This is a genomic window from Actinoallomurus sp. CA-150999, assembly GCF_050942425.1.
Classification (GTDB): Bacteria; Actinomycetota; Actinomycetes; order Streptosporangiales; family Streptosporangiaceae; genus Actinoallomurus.
This window is the reverse complement of the sequence record NZ_CP192063.1, coordinates 7,369,668-7,388,901: the sequence shown is the minus strand read 5'-3', so window position 1 is coordinate 7,388,901 and position 19,234 is coordinate 7,369,668. Positions and strand designations below refer to the sequence as shown.

Sequence of the window (19,234 nt, the reverse complement as noted above, 5' to 3'; positions counted from 1 at the left end):
CGGCCCTACACGGTGGCGGTCCGCGGCTGTTTCCGCACCTTCATCGCGTGCTGGACGAGGGCCACCAGGACGTCCTTGCAGGACTCCCGGTCGCGAGCGTCGCAGAGCATCACCGGGACGTGCTTCCCGAGGTTGAGCGCCATCTCCACCTCGTCCAGCTCGAACTGCCGCGAGTTCTCGAAGCAGTTCACCGCGACGATGAACGGCGTGCCCCGCCGCTCGAAGTAGTCGACCGCGGGGAAGCAGTCGGCGAGCCGCCGGGTGTCGGCGAGCACGACCGCGCCGAGCGCCCCGATCGCGATCTCGTCCCACATGAACCAGAACCTCTCCTGACCGGGGGTGCCGAAGAGGTAGAGGACGAACTCGTCCTTCATGGTGATGCGCCCGAAGTCCATCGCGACCGTCGTGGTGGCCTTCGCCTCGACGCCGGCGACATCGTCGACGCCCACGCTCTTGTCGGTGAGGAACTCCTCGGTCCGCAGCGGTTTGGTCTCCGAGACACTCCCCACCAGGGTCGTCTTGCCCACGCCGAAGCCGCCCGCGACCACGATCTTGATCGCCTTCGGCAGCCTCCGGCCCCGTCGATCAGAGCGCCTTGAGTCCATCGATCACCGCCAGGTACAGGTTGTCGTCATCCGCGAGCTCCGCCTCCGTCTGCGGGTCCTCAACGGTGATGAGGCCCTTGGCGAGGAGGTCGCCGAGAAGTACGCGGACGGTGACGGTCGGAAGGTTCAGGTGCGCGGCGATCTCGGCCACCGACACCGGTTCGGCACAGAGCCGGAGGGCGGCCTGAGGCTCGGGGTCCAGGCCGAGCCCGGGCGCCGGGAGGATTCCGGTGGCCGCCACCATGGTGATGAGATCGAACGTTCCACGGATCGGCTCGGTGCGGCCCCGCGTCATGACGTACGGGCGGACCATCGGGCCGGCCTGTTCGTCCAGCCAGCGTTCCTCCGGCTCGTCGTCCGCGGGGACGACGACCGGCGTTCCGCCGGGCGGGGTGCCGATGAGGTCCGGCGTCGGTGCCTCCTCTTCGGAGGTCTCGTTGGGGTCGGTCACGGCACCGGCTCCCCAGTGCGCGACGCGGCTGTGAGGTGATGGCCGAGGCCGGAGACGAGCATCTCCATCTCGTAGGCGACGAGCCCGATGTCGGCGTCCTCGTTGCTGAGCACGGCCAGGCAGGCGCCGTGCCCGGCGACGGTCACGAGGAGGTACGCCGACCGCATCTCGACGATGGTCTGCAGGACAGGGCCGCCGTCGAATCGTTCGCCGACGCCCTTGGCCAGGGACTGGATGCCCGCCGCCACCGCGGACAGGTGTTCGGCGTCGTCCTGGTCGAAGTCCGACGAGGCTGCCATGAGCAGGCCGTCGGCGGACAGGACGATCGCGTGCCTCGCCTCCTTGACGCGCTTGACCAGGTCGTCGAGCAACCAGGCCAGTTCGGCGGGAGGGTCTGTCTTCTGGGCCACTGCTTGTCCTTCTACGCTTCGTCTGCGGTCGGGTGGGGCTTCGTGCTGACGTTCGACCGGCCCCTCAGGGCGTTGGGGGGCGGACTGCAGGCCGCCGATGGATCTGCGGACCTCCCCGAGCGACCGGCCACCACGCGGTGCGCCGCGTTCGGCCGGTCGGGCGACGGGCGGAGCCTCCGCACGCAGCGGTGCGGCGATGCTCGTCTGGGGAACGCGGACCGGGAGGCCTGAGGGGGTACGCGGCGGCTTCGAGGGATCCGAGTCGACGCCGAGGGGGTTCGGGCCGTCCAAAAGCGCATCCACCAGTTCCGACGAGAGCCTGCGGAAGAACTCGCACGCCGTCGTGAAACGTGAACGGTCGCCGAGCATCCGATGCCAAGCGCGTCACGGCAGGATGCCGCCGTTCAACGCCTGTCGCACTTTAGCAAGCCTCTGCTTACCCGGCGCAATTGCCGAGGTTGCCGTACCCTGCCAGCATTCGCGCGATATGTCCGATGTTAAGTTATTTGTCATTATTTTCGGCGGCGATGAGGGTGGCCACCGAAGGGTCGCGCCGCGCCAGATGCACAGCGGCCACGACGGCGGACCGGACGATCGCGTCCGGCCGGTACAGGTCCTTGTCATGCCACAGCGCCGGTCCCGCCGGCCCGCCCGCGGACCGCATCAGGTAGGCGTGACCGCGGGCGACGGCAGCGTGTGACTCCTCACCCGCGGCATGGGTCAGCAGCAGTATTTGTAGTGCGTACGCGGTCTCCTCGGGCGTGCCCGCCCACCGGCCCCAGGAGCCGTCGGCGCGCTGTGTGGCGAGCACCCAGCGCACGGCCTTGCGGACCGCGGGCCGCGCGGGATCACCGCCGAAGCGGTCGAGCGCGAGTGCGCAGGACGCCGTCGCGTAGTACGGCGAGGCGTGCCATCGGTCGAGCCAACCGCCGTCGTCGCGTTGGTGGCCCAAAAGGAGTGACGTGAGTTCCGTCACGACGGCCGCGTGGCGGGGCGTCGCGTCCGGATGCTGGGCGGCGTACTGCCCGAAGGCCTCGAGTACGTGGGCGTTGGTGCTGGTCGAGAACCCGTCCTCACCCTGCCACGTGCAGAAATGCCCTTCCAGCCGGTACGGCCAGAGGCTGTCGGGCCGGTACGGCAGGCCGAGCAGGCCGAGGGCGTGCAGCGCGACGGACGTGGTGTCGGCGTCCGGCGGGAGTCCTTCGCCGGCCGGCGTCCCCGAAGGGTTCAACGCGCCCCGCAGGCTCGCCGTCAACGCCGCGGGCACCTCGACCGCGATGCCGGCACGAACCAGATTGGTGATCACCCAGGCCCGTTCGAACACCGTGATGGGGATGCCGCAGGGGACCGGACCGCCATCCAGATCCGCCACCGTCTCCAGGAACCGGCGGGCGGGGTGGGCCGGGTCGGCGACGCCGTCCCGGTCGAGCCATGCCGCGGTGGCGGCCGGCGACGCCCCGATCGTGCCGGAGGGGGCAGGCCGGACGGTACGGGCTCCGCGCGCCGGCTCGCCGACCGTCTCCAGCGCGTGCAACAGCTTGTCGGGCGGCGCGGCGCCCGCGTTGAGCATCGCCCGGACGGCGTAGAAGCGCTCGGTGGACAGTCCTCGCGGTAGGCGCAGCCGCTCGCCGCCCGACCACCGGCCCAGACCGGTGGACGGCGCGTCGTTCAGGACGTCCAGGCTCCGGTTGATCGAGGCGACGAGTGACGCCGCGATCAGCTCGATCGCCGGCATGTCGGGCATGGAGGCCATGCCGAGGCGGGGGAGGAGCCGGAACAGCGCGCTCACTCCGAGATCGGCGACCCGTGTCAGGCCGGGCCGGTCGCCGTCGCCGTCGGTGCCGACGCCGGCGTCGGCGCGGATCAGGGCGGACAGGACCGCGTCGGTCGCGCTGAGGGTCGGCGCCAGCGCATAGCCGTCCGGGCCGCCCCAGGCCCCGTCCGCCCGCTGGGTCGCGGACAGGAAGTCCATCCGCCGGGCGTGGCCCTTCAGCCAGGGCGCCAGGGCGACCAGTCGTCCTGTCTCGTACACCGAGGGAGAGACCTGACCCCAGGGCCGGGCCGCCAAACCGGCGATGAGGTCGCGGGCGGCCGGGCGGCCGTCGTCGGCGTTCGCGGGAGCGTGGTCTTCCGTGGCGGGCGCGTGGCCATGGGAAATGCTCATCTGCCGGGCAGGACCCTTTCGAAAAGTGGTCGACGTCACAATCGGGGGCTCGAAACTGCTGACGAAGTCCATTGGTGGCGGGATGCCGCTACCTGTTTCTCGGGTCCTGCTCTTCGGTTATCGTCCTCGCTTTCGCTGACCTCAGCGAAATATCACATGAAAGGATCGACCATGCGCCAGTGACGTCTGGGTAAGGGTTAGCTTACCGTGCGTTGGGTGGTTGCGACACCCCGCCCGTACGCTCGGGAAACGCCCGTCTGTGGCGTCGGATGCCTGGCGGTGCCGGGGGCGGCGCGCCCGGCGGGCGTCGTGTGTGATGTGATGCATTCCCGGCTCCCCGGTGGTTTGAAATCGTCGTCCAGGTGGGAATTAGTACCTCCGTTTCGCCTCGATCCCTGACCCCCTCCAGGAAGAACCGCGTGCACTGCGATGCTCGATTCGACTGAAATCCCCGCTCGCGAAACCCGGCTCGTCACCTTCCCTTTCCGTCGCATCGTTCCTCGGCTGTTGCGCGACCCGCTGGCGGCATTCGAGGGCATCGGAAGACGCGCCGACGGCTCCATCGCCCGGCTCGACCTCGGCCCCTTCCGGCCGTACCTGGTGACCCGTCCCGAGCACGTCCAGCACGTCGTGCGCGACAACGCCGCCAACTACCCGCGCCGCGGAATGCTGTGGGAGCCGTTCTCCCGGCTGGTCGGCGACGGCATCGCCGGTGAGGGCCCGGCCTGGGCGGCCAGCCGCGCCACTCTGCAGCCGGTCTTCGCCGGTCGGAACATCACCGCGCTCCTGGACGAGATGGCGGCAACGGTCGACGAGGCCGTCGCCGACCTGGCCGGCCGCGCGGCGGGGGAACCGGCCCTGGACCTCGGGCTCGAGATGACGCGTGTCGTGCAGCGCGTCCTGAACCTCGTGTTCTTCGGCGGCCGGATACGCCTGGAGGACGCCGACCGGCTGGGCAAGGCCGTCAGCACCGCGATGATGTCCTTCCTCTGGCGGATGATGATGCCGTTCGTCCCGCTGGCCGTCCCGATGCCGGGCGACCGCGCGTTCCGCCGGTCCAGTCGGACGGTCGAGGAGATCCTCGGGCCGATCGTGGCCGAGGCACGCAGGTCTCCGACCGGGGGAGGGGACGTCGTGTCCCTGCTGCTGCAGGGCACTGGCGCCGACGGCACTCCACTCAGCGATCGGCAGGTCCGCGACGACATCGTCGGCCTGTGGGTCGCGGGCTCCGAGTCGACCGCGGTGGCGCTGACCTGGCTCTGGGTCACCCTCGCCGCTCATCCCGAGGTGGCCGACCGGGTCTACCGGGAGATCGACGACGTCGTCGGCACCGACACGCTCGGCCGCGACCACGTGCGTCACCTGCGGTACACCACGATGGTCCTCAACGAGTCACTGCGCATCCACTCGGTCGGGTGGGTGGTCCCCCGCACCAGCGCGGCCGACGACGTCATCGACGGAGTACCGATCCCAGCGGGCGCCACCATCCTGGTCAGCCCGTACCTCACCCATCGCCTGCCCGACGTCTGGGAGGACCCGCTGACGTTCGACCCGGAGCGGTTCGCCCCCGGGCGCGCCCGGGGACGCCATCCGCTGGCGCATCTGCCGTTCGGGGCGGGTACGCACGAGTGTCTCGGCCAGCACTTCTTCATGGTGGAGGCGGCGCTCATCGTCGCCGCCGTGCTGAGACGCTTCCGGCCCGTGGTCGACACGGCCGTGCCCGTACGGGCGCAGGCGTCCCTGACGGTACGGCCGGCCCGGCCGGTCGCCTTCACGTTGCGGCCCCGCTGAGATGGCCGGCATGAACCCCGCGATCCCGGGCACCGGTGAACCGGCCTCCTCCGAGCGAGTCGCGCGGCTGACCGCCGAATGCGCACGAGACCTGGAGGAGACCGCGGCAGCGTACCCCGACCTGTACGCGGGCTTCGGCTCACCCGGGCTGTACCGCAGGGTCGCCACGGCGGTCGCTCTCGGCGCGCCCTGGCATACGGCCGGCGAACTGAGGCTTCCCTGCCGTGCCGCGCTGTGGTACTTCGCCCTCGACTGGCTCATGGACCGCATGGCCACATCGAGGAGTCAGGTGGACGAGGTCGTCGCCGGGTGCCTGGCCACCGCCGACGGTGCGGAGCCCCGCACTCCTCTGAGCCGGTTCCTCGCGGACATCCGCCGGGACCTCGCCACGGTGCCGGCATTCGCCCGGTCGGGTCGGGCGTGGCGCGAGGAACTGGAGCAGGCCCTTGCGGCGATGGCCCGCGAATGGGGGTGGAAGACGGCACCCGGGACGGGACCCACGCTCGAGGACTACCTGAGCAACGCCCACAACTTCGGCTCGACATGGGTCAACGTCTCGTACTGGATCTTCACCGACGATCCGGACGATCGCCCGCGGGCCGTGGACGTCCTCGACGAGTTGCGCCAGGCCAGCGACGCGGTACAGCGGACACTGCGCCTGGCCAACGATCTGGCCACCGAAGAACGAGACCACAGCTGGGGCGACCTGAACGCGTTGATGATCGTCGACCGTGCGGCCGTGCACGAACGAATCAGCGCACTTTACCGGGAGAGTTGCGAGATTCTGCGTGCGCTGGAGGCCGTCTGTCCGCGGCAGGCCGACTATCTCCGGCGGCAACTCGAATTCAGTCTGGCCTTCTACGGCGGCGGATCGGACTACTGGGACTGGCGCTGACGGAACCCACCGCACGTCCGCGCGTACGGCGGGTATTAAGGTCGGTTGCGAATAGTTCACGCCCCATGCCGGAAAGTGGCGCTTGGTGAGCATGGGCGTTGCTAGGGTCCTGTGCGGACTCGATCATGTCGAGTCCGTCGATGACGCTCCGGCCACCCGTTCCCCCGACGTCGGGAGTGGTGGCCGCCTGTCCGGGATGGGTTGGGGACGATCTTGCGACTGAGGCGCGGCAAAAGCCGTATGCCGAACACGCGGCTCCGGTTGAAGGTCACGGTCCTGCTGACGGTGGTGACCTGTCTGTGGGGCTTCGCGGCGTACGTCACTGCCCGGCAGGGGCTGGACCTGCTGAGCGTCAACACGATCGACCAGAAGGTCGGGCGGCCGGTCGTGGACCTGGTCACGGCCCTGCAGCAGGAACGCCGGCTGTCCGCGGTCTACCTCGGCGACCCTTCCCCGGCTAACCGCGCCGCGCTGAACGCTCAGCGGGGCCGCACCGACAAGACCGACGCGACGTTCCGCGCCGACGCCCACACCGCGCTGCACAGCCGGATCCGGAAAGAGGTCAAGGGCCGCGTCCGGGAGCTCCTCCCACTGCTGCGCGAGCTGCCCGTGGAGCGGGCGGCGATCGACACGAAGAACGTCGCCCGAGCGCAGGCCACCCAGACGTTCGACCGCATCATCGACGGCGCGTTCCTCATCTACAACCACAACGCCGAGCTCGACGACCGGAACATCTCCAGGGACGGCCGGACCCTGATCGCGCTGACCCGGGCCAAAGAGGTCCTGTCCCGCGAGGACGCGCTGGTGGCGGGTGCGCTCGCGTCCCGGCGGTTCACCGCCCAGGAGCGTCTGGAGTTCACCGAGCTCGTCGGCACGGAGCGCTTCCTGCACGCCGAGGCCGCCGCGGAACTCCCGCCCGTCGATCGCGCCCGCTACGACCAGATGGTGAACGGCCCGGCCTTCGTCCGCTTCCACACGCTGGAGGACCGGGTCAACCGCCCGGTGACCCGCGCGCGGACCCAGAAACTCCCCGTGGGCGCGGCCGAATGGGCGCAGGCGGTCGAGCCGGTTCTGACGGGCGTGGACAAGCTGGTGCTGACGGCCGGTGACGAACTCGTCGAGCGGGCGAAACCGGGCGCCTACGGCGTGATCTTCCGGCTCGCGCTCGCGGGCGGCCTCGGCCTCGTCGCGGTCATCGCCGCGATCGTCATGTCGATCACCACGACCCGACGGCTGATGCGGCAGTTGCACCGCCTGCGGAACGCGGCACGGGAGCTGGCCGACAAACGGCTGCCGAGTGTGGTCGAGCGGCTCGGTCACGGCGAGGCCGTGGACGTCGAGATCGAGGCCCCGCCGCTGGCGTTCGGCAGCGACGAGGTCGGGCAGGTGGGCCGCGCGTTCAACTCCGTCCAGCAGACGGCGATCCGTACCGCGGTGGAACAGGCGGAGCTGCGACGGGGCTTCCGCGACATCCTCCTCAGCCTGGCCCGCCGTTCGCAGGCCCTGCTGCACCGGCAGCTGAGCCTGCTGGACGAGATGGAGCGGCGGAACGACGACGCGAAGGTCCTGGAGGAGCTTTTCCGGATCGACCATCTGGCCACCCGGATGCGGCGGAACGCCGAGAACCTCATCATCCTCTCGGGCGCCACCCCGGCCCGCGGCTGGCGACGCCCGGTGCCGATGATCGACGTCGTACGTTCCGCGGTGGCCGAGGTCGAGGACTACGCCCGGGTGAAGGTCGAGTCCAACACCGCCGACGTCGCGCTCGAGGGACGGGCCGTCGCCGACACCACCCACCTGCTGGCCGAGCTCATCGAGAACGCGCTGCAGTTCTCGCCTCCGACGACGGAGGTGAAGGTGACCGGCCGCAGCGTCGCGCACGGCTTCGCGATCGAGATCGAGGACCACGGTCTCGGCATGACGGACGAACTCATCCAGGAGACGAACGAGAGGATCAGGAACCCGCAGGAGTTCAACCCGTCCGGCGCGCTGCATCTCGGGCACTACGTCGTCGGCCGCCTCGGTGCCCGGCACCAGATCAACGTGGTGCTCAAGCCGTCCGCCTACCTGGGCACGACCGCGGTCGTGCTCATCCCGCGCGAGCTGATCACCGATGCGCCGGCCGTCGCGCCCGGCGCCGAGACGACCGGTCCGGCCGCGGCGCCCGCCGTGGTCGGTGCCGGCAGCGGGGTCCGGCCGCGGGAGATCGCGAGCGCACCGGTCGACGAGCGCCCCGTCGCGATCACCGCGGCGTCCACCTCGACGATCACTCCGGACGGCAAGCCCACCGTCCAGCGGATCTCCACCCGGCGAAGGCGACAGGAGCACCGGGCACCGCAGCTCGCCCGGAAGGAGCCGCAGCCGGTCGCTTCGGGGGAAGAGCCACGGCCGTCGCAGGGCGCGTCGCACACCCCCAACGGCCTGCCGGTCCGTGACCCACAGGCCAGCCTCGTCGCGGCTCTGCGTACCGACGGTGCGCCCGCGCCTGCGGAGGAGTCCGAGCCCGAAACCGACCGCTCCCCGGAGACCGTCCGCCGCTCGCTCACCGGCCTCCAGACCGCCACGCGGCGCGGGCGTGCGGAGGCGGCCAGGTCCCGCCCCGCCGCCGGGCCGGAGGACGGCGAGGCATCCGACTCTGCGAAAAGCTAGATCATTGCCTCGGGTCCGGTCAGACTAGGGCGATGCACGACTTCGATGTACTCGTCCTGGGAACCGGACCCGGCGGTCAGAAGGCCGCCATCGCGGCGGCCAAGCTCGGCCGCCGCGTGGCCGTGGTCGAACGCCGGAACATGGTCGGCGGCGTGTGCATCAACACCGGGACCATCCCGTCGAAGACCCTTCGCGAGGCGGTGCTCTACCTCACGGGCCTCAACCAGCGTGAGCTGTACGGGCAGAGCTACCGCGTCAAAGAGGAGATCACCGTCGCCGATCTCGCGGCGCGGACCCAGCACGTGGTGGGCCGCGAGATCGACGTCGTCCGTAGCCAGCTGTCCCGCAACCACGTGTCCGTGCTCACCGGTACCGGGCGGTTCACCGACCCGAACACCGTCGAGATCACCGACGAGACCACGGGACGTCAGAGCCGCGTCAGCGCCGAAAAGATCATCATTGCCACCGGCACCCGCCCGGCGCGCCCGGACACCGTGGAGTTCGACGAACGCACCATCATCGACTCGGACGGCATCATCAGCCTCGACCGGCTGCCCCAGACGATGGTCGTCGTCGGCGCCGGCGTCATCGGTATCGAGTACGCCTCGATGTTCGCCGCGCTCGGCACCAAGGTGACCGTCGTCGAGCGGCGGGAGCGCATGCTGGAGTTCTGCGATCTGGAGATCATCGAAGCGCTGAAGTACCACCTGCGCGACCTCGCGGTGACGTTCCGGTTCGGGGAGAGCGTCGCCGCGGTGGAGCGGCGTAACGGCGGGGCGATGACCATCCTGGAGAGCGGCAAGAAGATCCCGGCGGACACGGTCATGTACTCGGCCGGTCGCCAGGGCGCGACCGACCAGCTCGACCTGGACCACGCAGGGCTCGCGGCCGATCCGCGCGGGCGGATCGCCGTCGACGAGTACTTCCGCACCACCGTGCCGCACATCTACGCGGTCGGCGACGTCATCGGCTTCCCGGCTCTGGCCGCGACGTCGATGGAGCAGGGCCGCCTCGCGGGCCACCACGCCTGTGGCGAGCCGGCCCGCGAAATGCAGCGGCTGCAGCCGATCGGCATCTACACCGTCCCCGAGATCAGCTTCGTCGGCCGTACCGAGGACCAGTTGACCGCCGAGCGCATCCCGTTCGAGGTGGGCATCTCGCGGTACCGCGAGCTGGCCCGCGGCCAGATCATCGGGGACTCGTACGGCATGCTCAAGCTGCTGGTCTCGCCCGAGGACCGGCGACTGCTGGGCGTGCACGTCTTCGGCACCGGCGCCACCGAGCTCGTGCACATCGGCCAGACGGTGATGGGCTGCGGCGGCACCATCGACTACCTCGTCGACGCCGTCTTCAACTATCCGACGCTGGCGGAGTCGTACAAGGTCGCCGCCCTCGACACGATGAACAAGATGCGCGAGATCGCCCGCCTGTCCGACTGACCGGGCCCGTCAGCCTCCGATCCGGCGGGCGGAGGGCTCGAACTTCAACTCCGCCGGCGAAGACATCTCCTACGGCAAGGCCGGCGACCTGACCGGGGATGACCGCGAGCACGTCGAGGTCTCCGCCCTCGCCCTGCACCTGATCACCGCAGCGATCACCTACCCGCCTGCCGATCGGCCCATCCCGCGGACAGTGATGTGTGACACCCGCGAATGAGCTGCGTGTGCCACGCAAGCCAGACACCGAGCGGGTCGTTCTACGGAAGGTGTGAGAGTGAGGAAGCTGTTGCGCCACCACATCTGGAAGCCGGTTGTGTCGCTCTTGGCTTTGATGACGGTGCTGGTCGGCACGGCCGGTACCGCGAGCGCCACGATCAGCTGGCCCCACATCCAGATGGTCAACCAGGAAAGCCAGCAGTGCCTGTACGCGGGCGCCATCGGTGTCGGCGGTACTACCGTGCCGGGCTGTATGGCTAGAGGTACTGAGTGGATCAACCTCTACCCTGCCACCCCGCGGGAGGCGTGGGATAGCACCCATGGCACGTATGCCCAGGTCCTGATCGAAACGGGAGACTGGACCAGGTGCTTGGCGACCGGTGACAACGGCTCGGGTCCTAACGGGCCGATGTCGACGTTTACGCTGACTGTCCAGTGCAGCGAGCAGGACCCTCACCAGGTATGGGCGATGTGGACGGCGGCTCCGCCGCAGAACGTCGGAAACCCGGCGGGACTCAAGCACTTCATCGGGTTCTACAACCCGGCCACCCACACGTGCCTAGATGGCGGCTGGGGCGTGTACGGCTTCTACGCCAGCGACTGCTCCAAGACCAACAGCTGGCAGATCTGGAACATCTACACCAATCTGGGATCCGGGTAGCACCGCGTGAAGGCGCTCGCCCCGGCGAGCGCCTTGCCTCGCCTCTGAGCTTCTCCCTGGCCTCCAGCGCCGCCTCTCTAGCTCTACCGGGCTGCATGACGGCCCTCCCACGCTCACGCTTCATGGACCTGCTGGGACTTTCTGATGACCTATGACGGCGAGCGGCCCCCGGCCGACACCTCCTCGCGCCCGCAGCGACGGATCGTCGTGCCGGTGGTGATCGATGGCCCGGGGGCCCCGCGGGGACGTTTCTGGCGTTCACGCCTGGTCGCGGTGGGCGTGGCCGGTGTGGTCCTGGCGGCCTGGGGATTGGTCCAGCTATTCGGCAACCCCTTCGGCGGCGATGGTATGCGCGGCCCCTATGGGCGGTTCCCGCCGCCGGTCGCAGCGCAGCCGCCGCAGCACTCGCTGCAGCTGGTGGCCGTAATAACCACTGGACAAAAGGCAACCGTCTACGGCGGCGTCGCTATCGAACAGCCCAACTCCGGCGGTGTGAAGGCGGTGAACATCGCCACCGGTAAGCTCTTCTGGAGTTATCAGCGCCGCGTAGACCGGATGGCCGTGGACTCCGCGACCGGTGAGTTGTTCGCCCTGGGCGACCGCATCTCCATGATCGACATACGGTCGGGTCACCTCCGCTGGTCCCGCAATGTTCCTCGTGTCACCGCAGCCGACTACGAAACCCCAGATCTCCTCGTGGCCGACGCCGGTGCGGGGATGATGACGATCATCGGCGATAGGGGGATCGCTGGACTTGACCGTGCAAGCGGCACAACCCGATGGACCGAGCAGTGGCCCGCGGACTGCAACTACAACCCCGTCGTCGTCCAGGCCACGGCCATCGCCGGAACCGTTGCCGTGACCTGCGGCCCCCCTGTGAAGTCGGTGGTCGGATTCGACGTGAAGACCGGAACCCGGCGATGGGACGTGCAGTCCTCGAACCTGTTTCCCAACATCAAGCTCGACAACGACAACACCCTATTCACCCGCGCCTTGCCGGTCGGCGGGTCACTGGCCGTCGGAACCACAGGCGCGACCGCCCTCCTGGACCCGGCAACCGGCACCGTGACCGCCCGCCACCACTGGACCGACGGCCGATCTCCCATCGCCTTCAGCGGCAGCGTCCAAGTCAGCGAATGCCAGGTCGGTCTGAAGGCGGAGGACCTGTGCGGGGACGACCCGGCGACCGGCAAGGCGTTGTGGCGAACGCACATCCCCAAGGCTCCCGACGTCGCCGCAATCGGCGACTATGAAACCCTCGCGGTCGCCGACGGCCGCGTGTACATGGTGGTTAACCGCACCAGTGAGTACGACTATCAACTGGTCGTCTTCGACCTTGCTACAGGCCGGGTACTCGACCAACTGCCGCTGCCGGAATCCTTCCGACCGGGCAGCCTCATCCGTAGCAGCAGGATCAGCGACGGTGTGGTCGACCTCTCCACTGACACCCACGAATTCCTCTTCGCTGAACGACCCGACCTGCACACCCTTCACCTCAACTAGGAACCCCGCCTACCAGCAGATCCTCACCGTCTTCGCCGACGTCGGCGGATCCATGCGCGCCCCTTCCGGTGGTCGACTTAGACGGCCTCTCATATTGCAAGAGAAATCGTCTCACTATGCAGTCATGCTGCGTAGGGGCCTGCCGACCGAACGGCCGGCGGTCCAGTTCCTAGTTCGGCTCCGAATCCCAGGCCACGCGAAGGCGGCGCAGCCCCTCGCCGATCAGGTCCGTGGGGATGGCGCCGTAGCCCAGCACGATCCCCGGGGCCGTCGACGGGTCGTCGGCGACCTCCGCCAGCGTCCGCGCCTCGACTCCGGCGGACCGGGCGCGTTCGAGTACGGGCGCCGGGTCGCCTGTCGTGAAGGCGCTTACGTGCAGACCGGCGGCGGAGGGTACGAGCTCCAGCCGGTCCGCGAAGTCGCGGAGGAGCGTCGTCGTGACGAGCTCGTGCCGCCGCTCGTACTCCTGCCGTGTCCGGCGTACGTGCCGGGCGAGCAGCCCCTCGTCGATGAAGCGGGCGAGCGCGGCCTGGGTCGGAACCGGCGCGTGCCAGTCCGTGACGTACTTGGCCGCGCACAGCGCCGCGTGTAGCGAGGCCGGCGCCACGAGGTACCCCACCCGGAGTCTCGGCACCAGCACCTTGGAGAACGAGCCGACGTAGAGCACGCGTCCCCTGCGGTCGAGGTTCTGCAGCGGTTCGATCGGCCGGCCGCCGAACCGGAACTCGCTGTCGTAGTCGTCCTCGATCACGGCGGCGTCGTGCCGATCCGCCCAGGCCAGCAGCGCGGAACGCCGGGCGAGGGACATCGGCATGCCCAGCGGGAACTGGTGCGACGGCGTGACGTACACGGCGCGCGCGTCGTCGGGGAGGGCGTCCACACGCAGCCCTTCCGCGTCGACCGGAACGCCGGCGACGCGCAGGCCCAGGGACTGGAACAGCATCCGGGCCGGTGCGTAACCGGGCGCCTCCACGGCGATGCGGTCGCCGGGGTCGAGGAGCACCCGCGCGATGAGGTCGAGTGCCTGCTGGATGCCGCTGGTGACGACGATGTCGCCCGCGGACGCACGGACGGCGCGGGAGACGCCGATGTACCGGGCGACGGCCGCGCGCAGGTCCGGATGCCCCGCCGGGTCGCCGTACACGGGTTCCGTCGGGCGGCGCAGCTCGCGGGCGGTCAGCCGGCGCCATGCCTCGTACGGGAACAGCCGATGGTCCGGCAGCCCGACCCGGAAGTCGAACCGCGGCCGCCGGTCCAGCCAGCCGGGCCACGGGGAGACCGAACGCCAGACGGGCCGCGGGCGGAGCGGCGACTCGGCCGGGGCGCTCCGTGACGCCGGGCCCGCGTCGTGGACGAAGGTGCCGGCGCCCACCCGGCTCACCAGGAACCCTTCGGCGGTCAGTCGGTCGTAGGCGACGCTCACCGTGTTGCGGGCGACGTCGAGCCGCCGGGCCAGCTCCCGGGTCGGGGGCAGCGCCTCGCCCACCCGCAGCCGGCCGTCGAGGATCGCCTCCCGGAGCTGCCGGTAGATCTGACCGGTCAGGTCTTGCCGCCCGCTGAGGCTGACGTGGAACTCCATATTGGCCCAATGCTATCGGCCGGTTTTGGAACTGGCGCTGAGCCTCTCGTGGTCCCTACGCTCGTTCGTCATGGACATCCGACGCCTCGACCGGCGTGCCCAGGCGTTCGCCGGAGAGATCATCGCTCAGGTCCGCCCGGAGCGGCTCAGCGTGCCGACTCCGTGCCCGGACTGGACGCTGTACGGCCTGCTCCGCCACATCGTCAGCCAGAACGAAGGCTTCGCCGCCGCCGCGGGGGGAGCGGAGACGCGCCTGTCCCAGTGGCGCGACGGGCGGCTGGACGGCGACCCGCGCGGCGCCTACGAGAAGTCCGCGGCGCTCGTCGACGAGGCGTTCGGCGCGGAGGGCGTCCTCGACCGGAAGTTCAGCCTGCCGGAGGTCCGCGACGGCGGCGGGTTCCCGGCGGCCGTCGCCATCGGATTCCACCTCGTCGACACGGTCGTACACGCGTGGGACGTCGCGGCGTCGATCGGTGTGCCGTGGCGGCCCGACGAGGAGCTCGTCACCGCGTCGCTCGCCATCGCGCTCAAGGTGCCGGACGGGCCGGCCGACCGCGGCCCGGGGCTGGCCTTCGAGCGGGCGGTCGACGTCTCCGCGGAGACTCCGGACCGGGACCGCCTGCTCGCGCTACTCGGACGCTCGCCCGGATGGCGGCCTCCCGCCTAGAAATGTGTCCGGATCGGGACACGTCAGGTACGGATCGGGATCTGGCTTGCGAATACGAACAGTAGTGTATTGACTACTTTTCGTGTTCACTTCGCTGTTGGACCGCACCGCTCCGGGTGCGTCCGGATGAACGACGACCTCGCCCGCGCACTGCAGGAGTTCCGTAAGGTCCTGGCGCTGCCGACCGTGGGGCGGTCCTCCCGGAGCGCGGACCTCGCGGAGCTCCGGCGGCTGATCGAGAGCTACCCCGACGAGGCGCGCACGATCCTGTCGGAGGTCGTGGGCGACAGGTCCGGCCCGTGACCCGGCTCAGGACGCGGCAGATCCGTGACCGGGCGCAGACCGCGGCGGGCCCGTGACCGGGCTCAGGACGCGGCGGGCCTGCGGAACTCCGCGCGCCAGCGGCGCACCGGCGGGTTCTCGTCGTCGTACAGGTCCTCGATCCGTCCGGCGGGCAGGCCGAACGACGCGATCTCGGTGCGCGTCAGCGGCCAGGGCATCCGCCCCGGGTCGTCGGCCTCGTCCCGGGCGCGGGCGATGACGAGGAGTGTTCCTCCCGGGGCGACCAGGTCGGCGGTGTTGGCGATGGCGCGCTCGCGCGCCTCGGCGCGTAGCACCTGGACCGTGTAGCTCTCCACGACGAGGTCGAACGCCCGCCGCCACTCCGGCGGCGGGACGAGCAGGTCCGCCGCCCGGTAGTGCACGCGGGAGCCCGGGAAACGGTCGCCCGCGCGGGCGACCGCGCTCTCGGCGACGTCGAAGGCGGTCACGTCGTAGCCCAGCCCGGCCAGGTGCTCGGCGTCGTCGCCCAGCCCGCAGCCGACGACCAGCGCGCGGCCGGAGCCCGGCCGCGCCCACGCCCGCAGCAGCGGATTGGGCTCCAGGTCGGCCCAGGGCACGACCGCCTCGCCGCGCTGGGCGGCCACGTACAGCCGCTCGAACCAGCCGGTGGGGTCGCCCTCGGCGATCGACTCGGCGGCCAGCCGCCGCGCGTACGCGCGCCGTTCGTCCACGCTCATCGTGGGGACCGTCTCCTCAGGACCGCGGACAGGCGGGGAAGAGCCCGCGCGTGCCGGCGGGGGAGCCGGTCGGGTCGGTGAACCGGCATCCGAAGTCCGGGCGCGCGACCTGCGCGGGATCGGTGACCGGGTCGCCGGCCGGCCGGGGACCGCCGTGCACCCAGTTGGCCAGGTCGTCCCAGGCCCGCCCCGCCTCGGCCGGGGAGAACTCGCAGTGCTGCGCGGTGCGGATCGCGCGCTGCACCACCAGGCCGGACCGGTGGGTGCGGGCGACCTCCGAGCCGTAGATCTCCTCCATGGAGAACGGCACGAACATGTCGCCCAGGCCGTGCAGGGTGACGACCTTGGCGGTCGGCAGCCCGAAGATCCGCGGGATCTCGGACAGCCGCGCGGAGTGGCGGTCGGCCGGATCGGCGGGGCGTACCCGCTGCACGGTGGCGTTCACGTCCACCGGAGCGTTCGGAGTGTAGCGCGTACGGGCGTTGGTGGCGACCTGCGAGGGGTCCTGCGCCAGGCCGGTGCCGGTCGCGGGGGCGCCCAAACTGAACAGGAAGTCCTTCCAGACGGGGAAGGCCGCCTCGGCGCCGGGCCGGGGTCCGCCCGAGCGGTTCACGACGATCGCACGGAGCTGCTTGCCGAGGTCGTTGGTGGTGTCCGGTCCGCCCGGCTTCAGCCCGCCGAGCCCGAGCGCCTGCTGGATCTTCGGCACGGCGTTCGTCAGGTAGTCGGCGGGCGGGGGATAGGCGCGTACGCCGGCGAGGTCCTGGGCCGTCAGGTTGTAGTCGAGGAAGAAGTCGAAGAGCCGGTTGTCGCCGAGCACCCCGCACATCGGCAGCGCGCCGGAGTAGAAGTGCGGGTACTGCTCGATCGACCGGCCGATGACGTGGCCGCCCATGGACACGCCCGCGATGTAGGTGCGGCTGGGCCGGTGCCCGAGGCGGGCGAAGAGGTCCGCCAGGTCGCGCGTGCCGACGACTCCGGCGCGTACGTCGTAGCCGTTGTCGGCGTACGAGGACGCGGCCCAGGCGTAGCCCTCGCCGGCCAGCTTCTCGCGCAGCCCGTACGAGGGCGGGTCGACGGTCAGCGTCGTGGTCTGGCCGCGGTATCCGTGCGCCCACATGACCAGCTCGCCGTTCCAGTTCGGCGGGACCTCGATGTCGTACGCGGCGTGGTGGAACACGCCCTGGCGCACGGTCGTCGGCCGGCCGCCGACCGTCAGCGGGGCGAGCGCCGGATTGCTGATGGTGTACGGCGGCAGTGGCTGGTCGTCGGGGACCGTCGTCGCGCCCGCGGGCGGCGCGGTGCCGAGCGACAGGGCCACGGCGGCGCCGGTGACGAGGCTGGCGAGCCGGCGAAGGCGCATGGGCGATCTCCTCGCAGAGCCGTTGTGACCAGTGGGGTGCGGTCACGGGGACGGCCGGCGTGCCATCGTCGGCAGGCGTTCGCCGGTCGGAATCCGCACCTTAGAGGCGCGGACCTCCGACGGCAAGATCATTCTGAGACGCGGCCACGAGCGGCCGTGGTCAGCGCGCGGCGATGTCGCCGGCGATCTCCTGGACGTGGTCCCGGCGGACACCCCTGTTCAAGTAGCGGCCGTCCAGGTCCGTCGTGTCGTCGCCCGATCCGGCGGACTCCCCGCGTGCCCGTCGGAGCTGGACGGCGAGGCGGTCGCGCGTCCGGACCAGGGCCGTGATCTCCTCGTCGAGGGCGGCGAGCTTTCGCGTGATGGCCGGGACGCTCTCCAGGCAGACTCTGTCGCCCGCGCCCGGCTGGTCGAGGCACGACGAGAAGGCCCGTGCCTCGTCCGCGGTGAATCCGGCCGCGAGCAACCGCCGGATGTTGCGCACGCGGAGCACGGCCGACTCGTCATAGTCCCGGTAGCCGTTGGGCGACCGGCGCGCGTGAAGCAGGCCGTGCTCCTCGTAGTAACGCAGTGCCCGCACCGTCGTCTCCGCGGCCCGTGCCAGCTCTCCGATCCGCATGCCGGGCACGGTAGACCCTGCCGCCGGGGCGGGGTCAATCAGGAGACGCTGATGCCGCCGGGTCAATCAGGAGACGCTGATGCCGCCGGGCCGATCAGGAGACGTCGATGCCGCCGGGTCGATCAGGAGACGTTGATGCCGCCGTCCACGGTGAGCACCGCGCCGGTGAGATAGGCGGCCTCGGGCCGTGCCGTGTTCACGATCCACCACGCGATCTCTTCCGGTCGGGCGAGACGCCCGAGCGGGATGCGCTGGAGGAACTCGTCCCGTGTCGCCGCGAGCTGCTCCGGGCTGAATCCGGCGTGGACCATCACCGGCGTCGCGGTCACGCCGGGCGCGACCGAGACGACCCGGACGCCCCGCGATGCGAGTTCCACGGACCAGGTACGTGTGAGGAAGTCCAGGGCGACCTTGGTGGCGCCGTAGACGGAGTTGTTCGGCCAGCCCCGTTGCCCCTGGATGGAGGTGACGTTGACGATGACGCCTCCGCTCTCCTCCAGCTGCGGCAGCGCCGCCTGGGCGAGGAACAGCGGCCCGAGAAGATTCGTGGCCAGCTGCCGATCAGCGATCTCACGGGCGATCCCGCCCAGTGGGGCGGGCCGGGTGATGGCGGCGTTGTTCACGAGCACGTCGATACGGCCGAACGCCTCCGTCGCCGCCGCAACGATCCCCTCAGGCGCGTCGGGTGCCGCGACGTCGGCCACGAAGGTGCGGATGTCCGGCCTCCCGTCGGCGGTCTCCTTCAGCCGATCCTCGGTGCGTCCGACGACCAGGACGTCGGCTCCTTGGTCGGCGAACTGCCAGGCCGTCTCCCGGCCGATCCCGGTGCCGCCACCGGTGACGATCACAACGCGGCCGTGCAGCGTGTCTGTCATCGCGTCCTTCCCGAACCATGTCGATGGAGTGGACGCGACGCTATGCCGTGACCCCGGCGTCAGGGTCAACCCGCGGGGAGCGCGGTCAGCGCATCCCGCTGGCCATCATGACGATGAGGATGGCGACGTGGGTGAGGATCACGAATCCGATGATGAACATGAACAGGAACTTCGCCGGCCCGTGCTCGAAGACCTTGTCCTCCTTGAGGGGACCGCGTCGCGCCTCGCGCTTGGCGATCCGCTCGGCGAACTTCTCCTCGTAGGACTTCTTACGGGGGGCGAGTTCTTCCTCGGTCATCATTGGTACCCCAATCGTTGGTGCACAATA

The 19,234-nt window shown here is 70.3% G+C and carries 18 protein-coding genes; 8 read left to right on the top strand and 10 right to left on the bottom strand.

Annotation, left to right across the window (positions count from 1 at the left end):
* Positions 1–5: 5 nt before the first annotated feature.
* From ACQP2O_RS34155 to ACQP2O_RS34140, 4 genes are all read right to left on the bottom strand, one after another.
* Positions 6–605 (bottom strand): GTP-binding protein, encoded by a 600-nt coding sequence (locus ACQP2O_RS34155; protein ID WP_433172347.1) that lies wholly within the window; start codon positions 603–605, stop codon positions 6–8.
* The gene (locus ACQP2O_RS34150; RefSeq protein ID WP_433172345.1) at positions 586–1,056 is read right to left on the bottom strand and encodes a DUF742 domain-containing protein; all 471 of its coding nucleotides are present in this window, start codon (positions 1,054–1,056) and stop codon (positions 586–588) included. The genes ACQP2O_RS34155 and ACQP2O_RS34150 overlap by 20 nt, the downstream gene beginning before the upstream one ends.
* Positions 1,053–1,466, bottom strand: a complete 414-nt coding sequence (locus tag ACQP2O_RS34145) for a roadblock/LC7 domain-containing protein (protein ID WP_433172343.1) — start codon at positions 1,464–1,466, stop codon at positions 1,053–1,055. Before ACQP2O_RS34145 ends, ACQP2O_RS34150 begins: the two co-directional genes overlap by 4 nt.
* Positions 1,467–1,968: 502 nt before the next feature.
* On the bottom strand, positions 1,969–3,630 hold the full coding sequence (locus ACQP2O_RS34140) for a prenyltransferase/squalene oxidase repeat-containing protein (protein WP_433172341.1): 1,662 nt from the start codon (positions 3,628–3,630) through the stop codon (positions 1,969–1,971).
* 507 nt (positions 3,631–4,137) lie between these two features.
* On the opposite strand from ACQP2O_RS34140, the gene ACQP2O_RS34135 reads away from it, so the two are divergent.
* From ACQP2O_RS34135 to ACQP2O_RS34110, 6 genes are all read left to right on the top strand, one after another.
* Complete coding sequence (locus tag ACQP2O_RS34135; protein WP_433172339.1) at positions 4,138–5,421, top strand: cytochrome P450; 1,284 nt, start codon at positions 4,138–4,140, stop codon at positions 5,419–5,421.
* A 10-nt stretch (positions 5,422–5,431) separates the two neighbouring features.
* Positions 5,432–6,316: a terpene synthase family protein gene (locus ACQP2O_RS34130; RefSeq protein WP_433172337.1), complete on the top strand. Its 885-nt coding sequence runs from the start codon at positions 5,432–5,434 to the stop codon at positions 6,314–6,316.
* A 240-nt stretch (positions 6,317–6,556) separates the two neighbouring features.
* Positions 6,557–8,965, top strand: a complete 2,409-nt coding sequence (locus ACQP2O_RS34125) for a nitrate- and nitrite sensing domain-containing protein (protein WP_433172335.1) — start codon at positions 6,557–6,559, stop codon at positions 8,963–8,965.
* A 32-nt stretch (positions 8,966–8,997) separates the two neighbouring features.
* Positions 8,998–10,404 (top strand): Si-specific NAD(P)(+) transhydrogenase, encoded by a 1,407-nt coding sequence (gene sthA, locus ACQP2O_RS34120; RefSeq protein WP_433172333.1) that lies wholly within the window; start codon positions 8,998–9,000, stop codon positions 10,402–10,404.
* 274 nt (positions 10,405–10,678) lie between these two features.
* Positions 10,679–11,281, top strand: coding sequence for a hypothetical protein (locus ACQP2O_RS34115; RefSeq protein WP_433172331.1), 603 nt, complete (start codon positions 10,679–10,681; stop codon positions 11,279–11,281).
* Positions 11,282–11,425: 144 nt separating this feature from the next.
* On the top strand, positions 11,426–12,784 hold the full coding sequence (locus tag ACQP2O_RS34110; protein ID WP_433172329.1) for a PQQ-binding-like beta-propeller repeat protein: 1,359 nt from the start codon (positions 11,426–11,428) through the stop codon (positions 12,782–12,784).
* Between the two features lie 169 nt (positions 12,785–12,953).
* Here ACQP2O_RS34110 and ACQP2O_RS34105 read toward each other — a convergent pair whose 3' ends face one another.
* On the bottom strand, positions 12,954–14,363 hold the full coding sequence (locus tag ACQP2O_RS34105; protein ID WP_433172327.1) for a PLP-dependent aminotransferase family protein: 1,410 nt from the start codon (positions 14,361–14,363) through the stop codon (positions 12,954–12,956).
* 70 nt (positions 14,364–14,433) lie between these two features.
* Between ACQP2O_RS34105 and ACQP2O_RS34100 the strand changes: the two genes are divergently transcribed.
* Entirely contained in the window at positions 14,434–15,030 is a 597-nt protein-coding gene (locus ACQP2O_RS34100) for a TIGR03086 family metal-binding protein (RefSeq protein WP_433172325.1), read from the top strand.
* A 126-nt stretch (positions 15,031–15,156) separates the two neighbouring features.
* Positions 15,157–15,333: a hypothetical protein gene (locus ACQP2O_RS34095; RefSeq protein ID WP_433172323.1), complete on the top strand. Its 177-nt coding sequence runs from the start codon at positions 15,157–15,159 to the stop codon at positions 15,331–15,333.
* A gap of 62 nt (positions 15,334–15,395) precedes the next feature.
* Here ACQP2O_RS34095 and ACQP2O_RS34090 read toward each other — a convergent pair whose 3' ends face one another.
* The 5 genes from ACQP2O_RS34090 to ACQP2O_RS34070 all read right to left on the bottom strand — a co-directional run bounded on the left by ACQP2O_RS34090 (position 15,396) and on the right by ACQP2O_RS34070 (position 19,204).
* Positions 15,396–16,049, bottom strand: a complete 654-nt coding sequence (locus ACQP2O_RS34090; RefSeq protein ID WP_433172321.1) for a class I SAM-dependent methyltransferase — start codon at positions 16,047–16,049, stop codon at positions 15,396–15,398.
* A gap of 16 nt (positions 16,050–16,065) precedes the next feature.
* Positions 16,066–17,412, bottom strand: coding sequence for a hypothetical protein (locus ACQP2O_RS34085; protein WP_433172319.1), 1,347 nt, complete (start codon positions 17,410–17,412; stop codon positions 16,066–16,068).
* Between the two features lie 160 nt (positions 17,413–17,572).
* Positions 17,573–18,031: a MerR family transcriptional regulator gene (locus ACQP2O_RS34080; protein ID WP_433172317.1), complete on the bottom strand. Its 459-nt coding sequence runs from the start codon at positions 18,029–18,031 to the stop codon at positions 17,573–17,575.
* 122 nt (positions 18,032–18,153) lie between these two features.
* Complete coding sequence (locus ACQP2O_RS34075) at positions 18,154–18,906, bottom strand: SDR family NAD(P)-dependent oxidoreductase (protein ID WP_433172315.1); 753 nt, start codon at positions 18,904–18,906, stop codon at positions 18,154–18,156.
* Positions 18,907–18,991: 85 nt separating this feature from the next.
* Complete coding sequence (locus tag ACQP2O_RS34070) at positions 18,992–19,204, bottom strand: hypothetical protein (RefSeq protein WP_433172313.1); 213 nt, start codon at positions 19,202–19,204, stop codon at positions 18,992–18,994.
* Positions 19,205–19,234 lie beyond the last annotated feature (30 nt).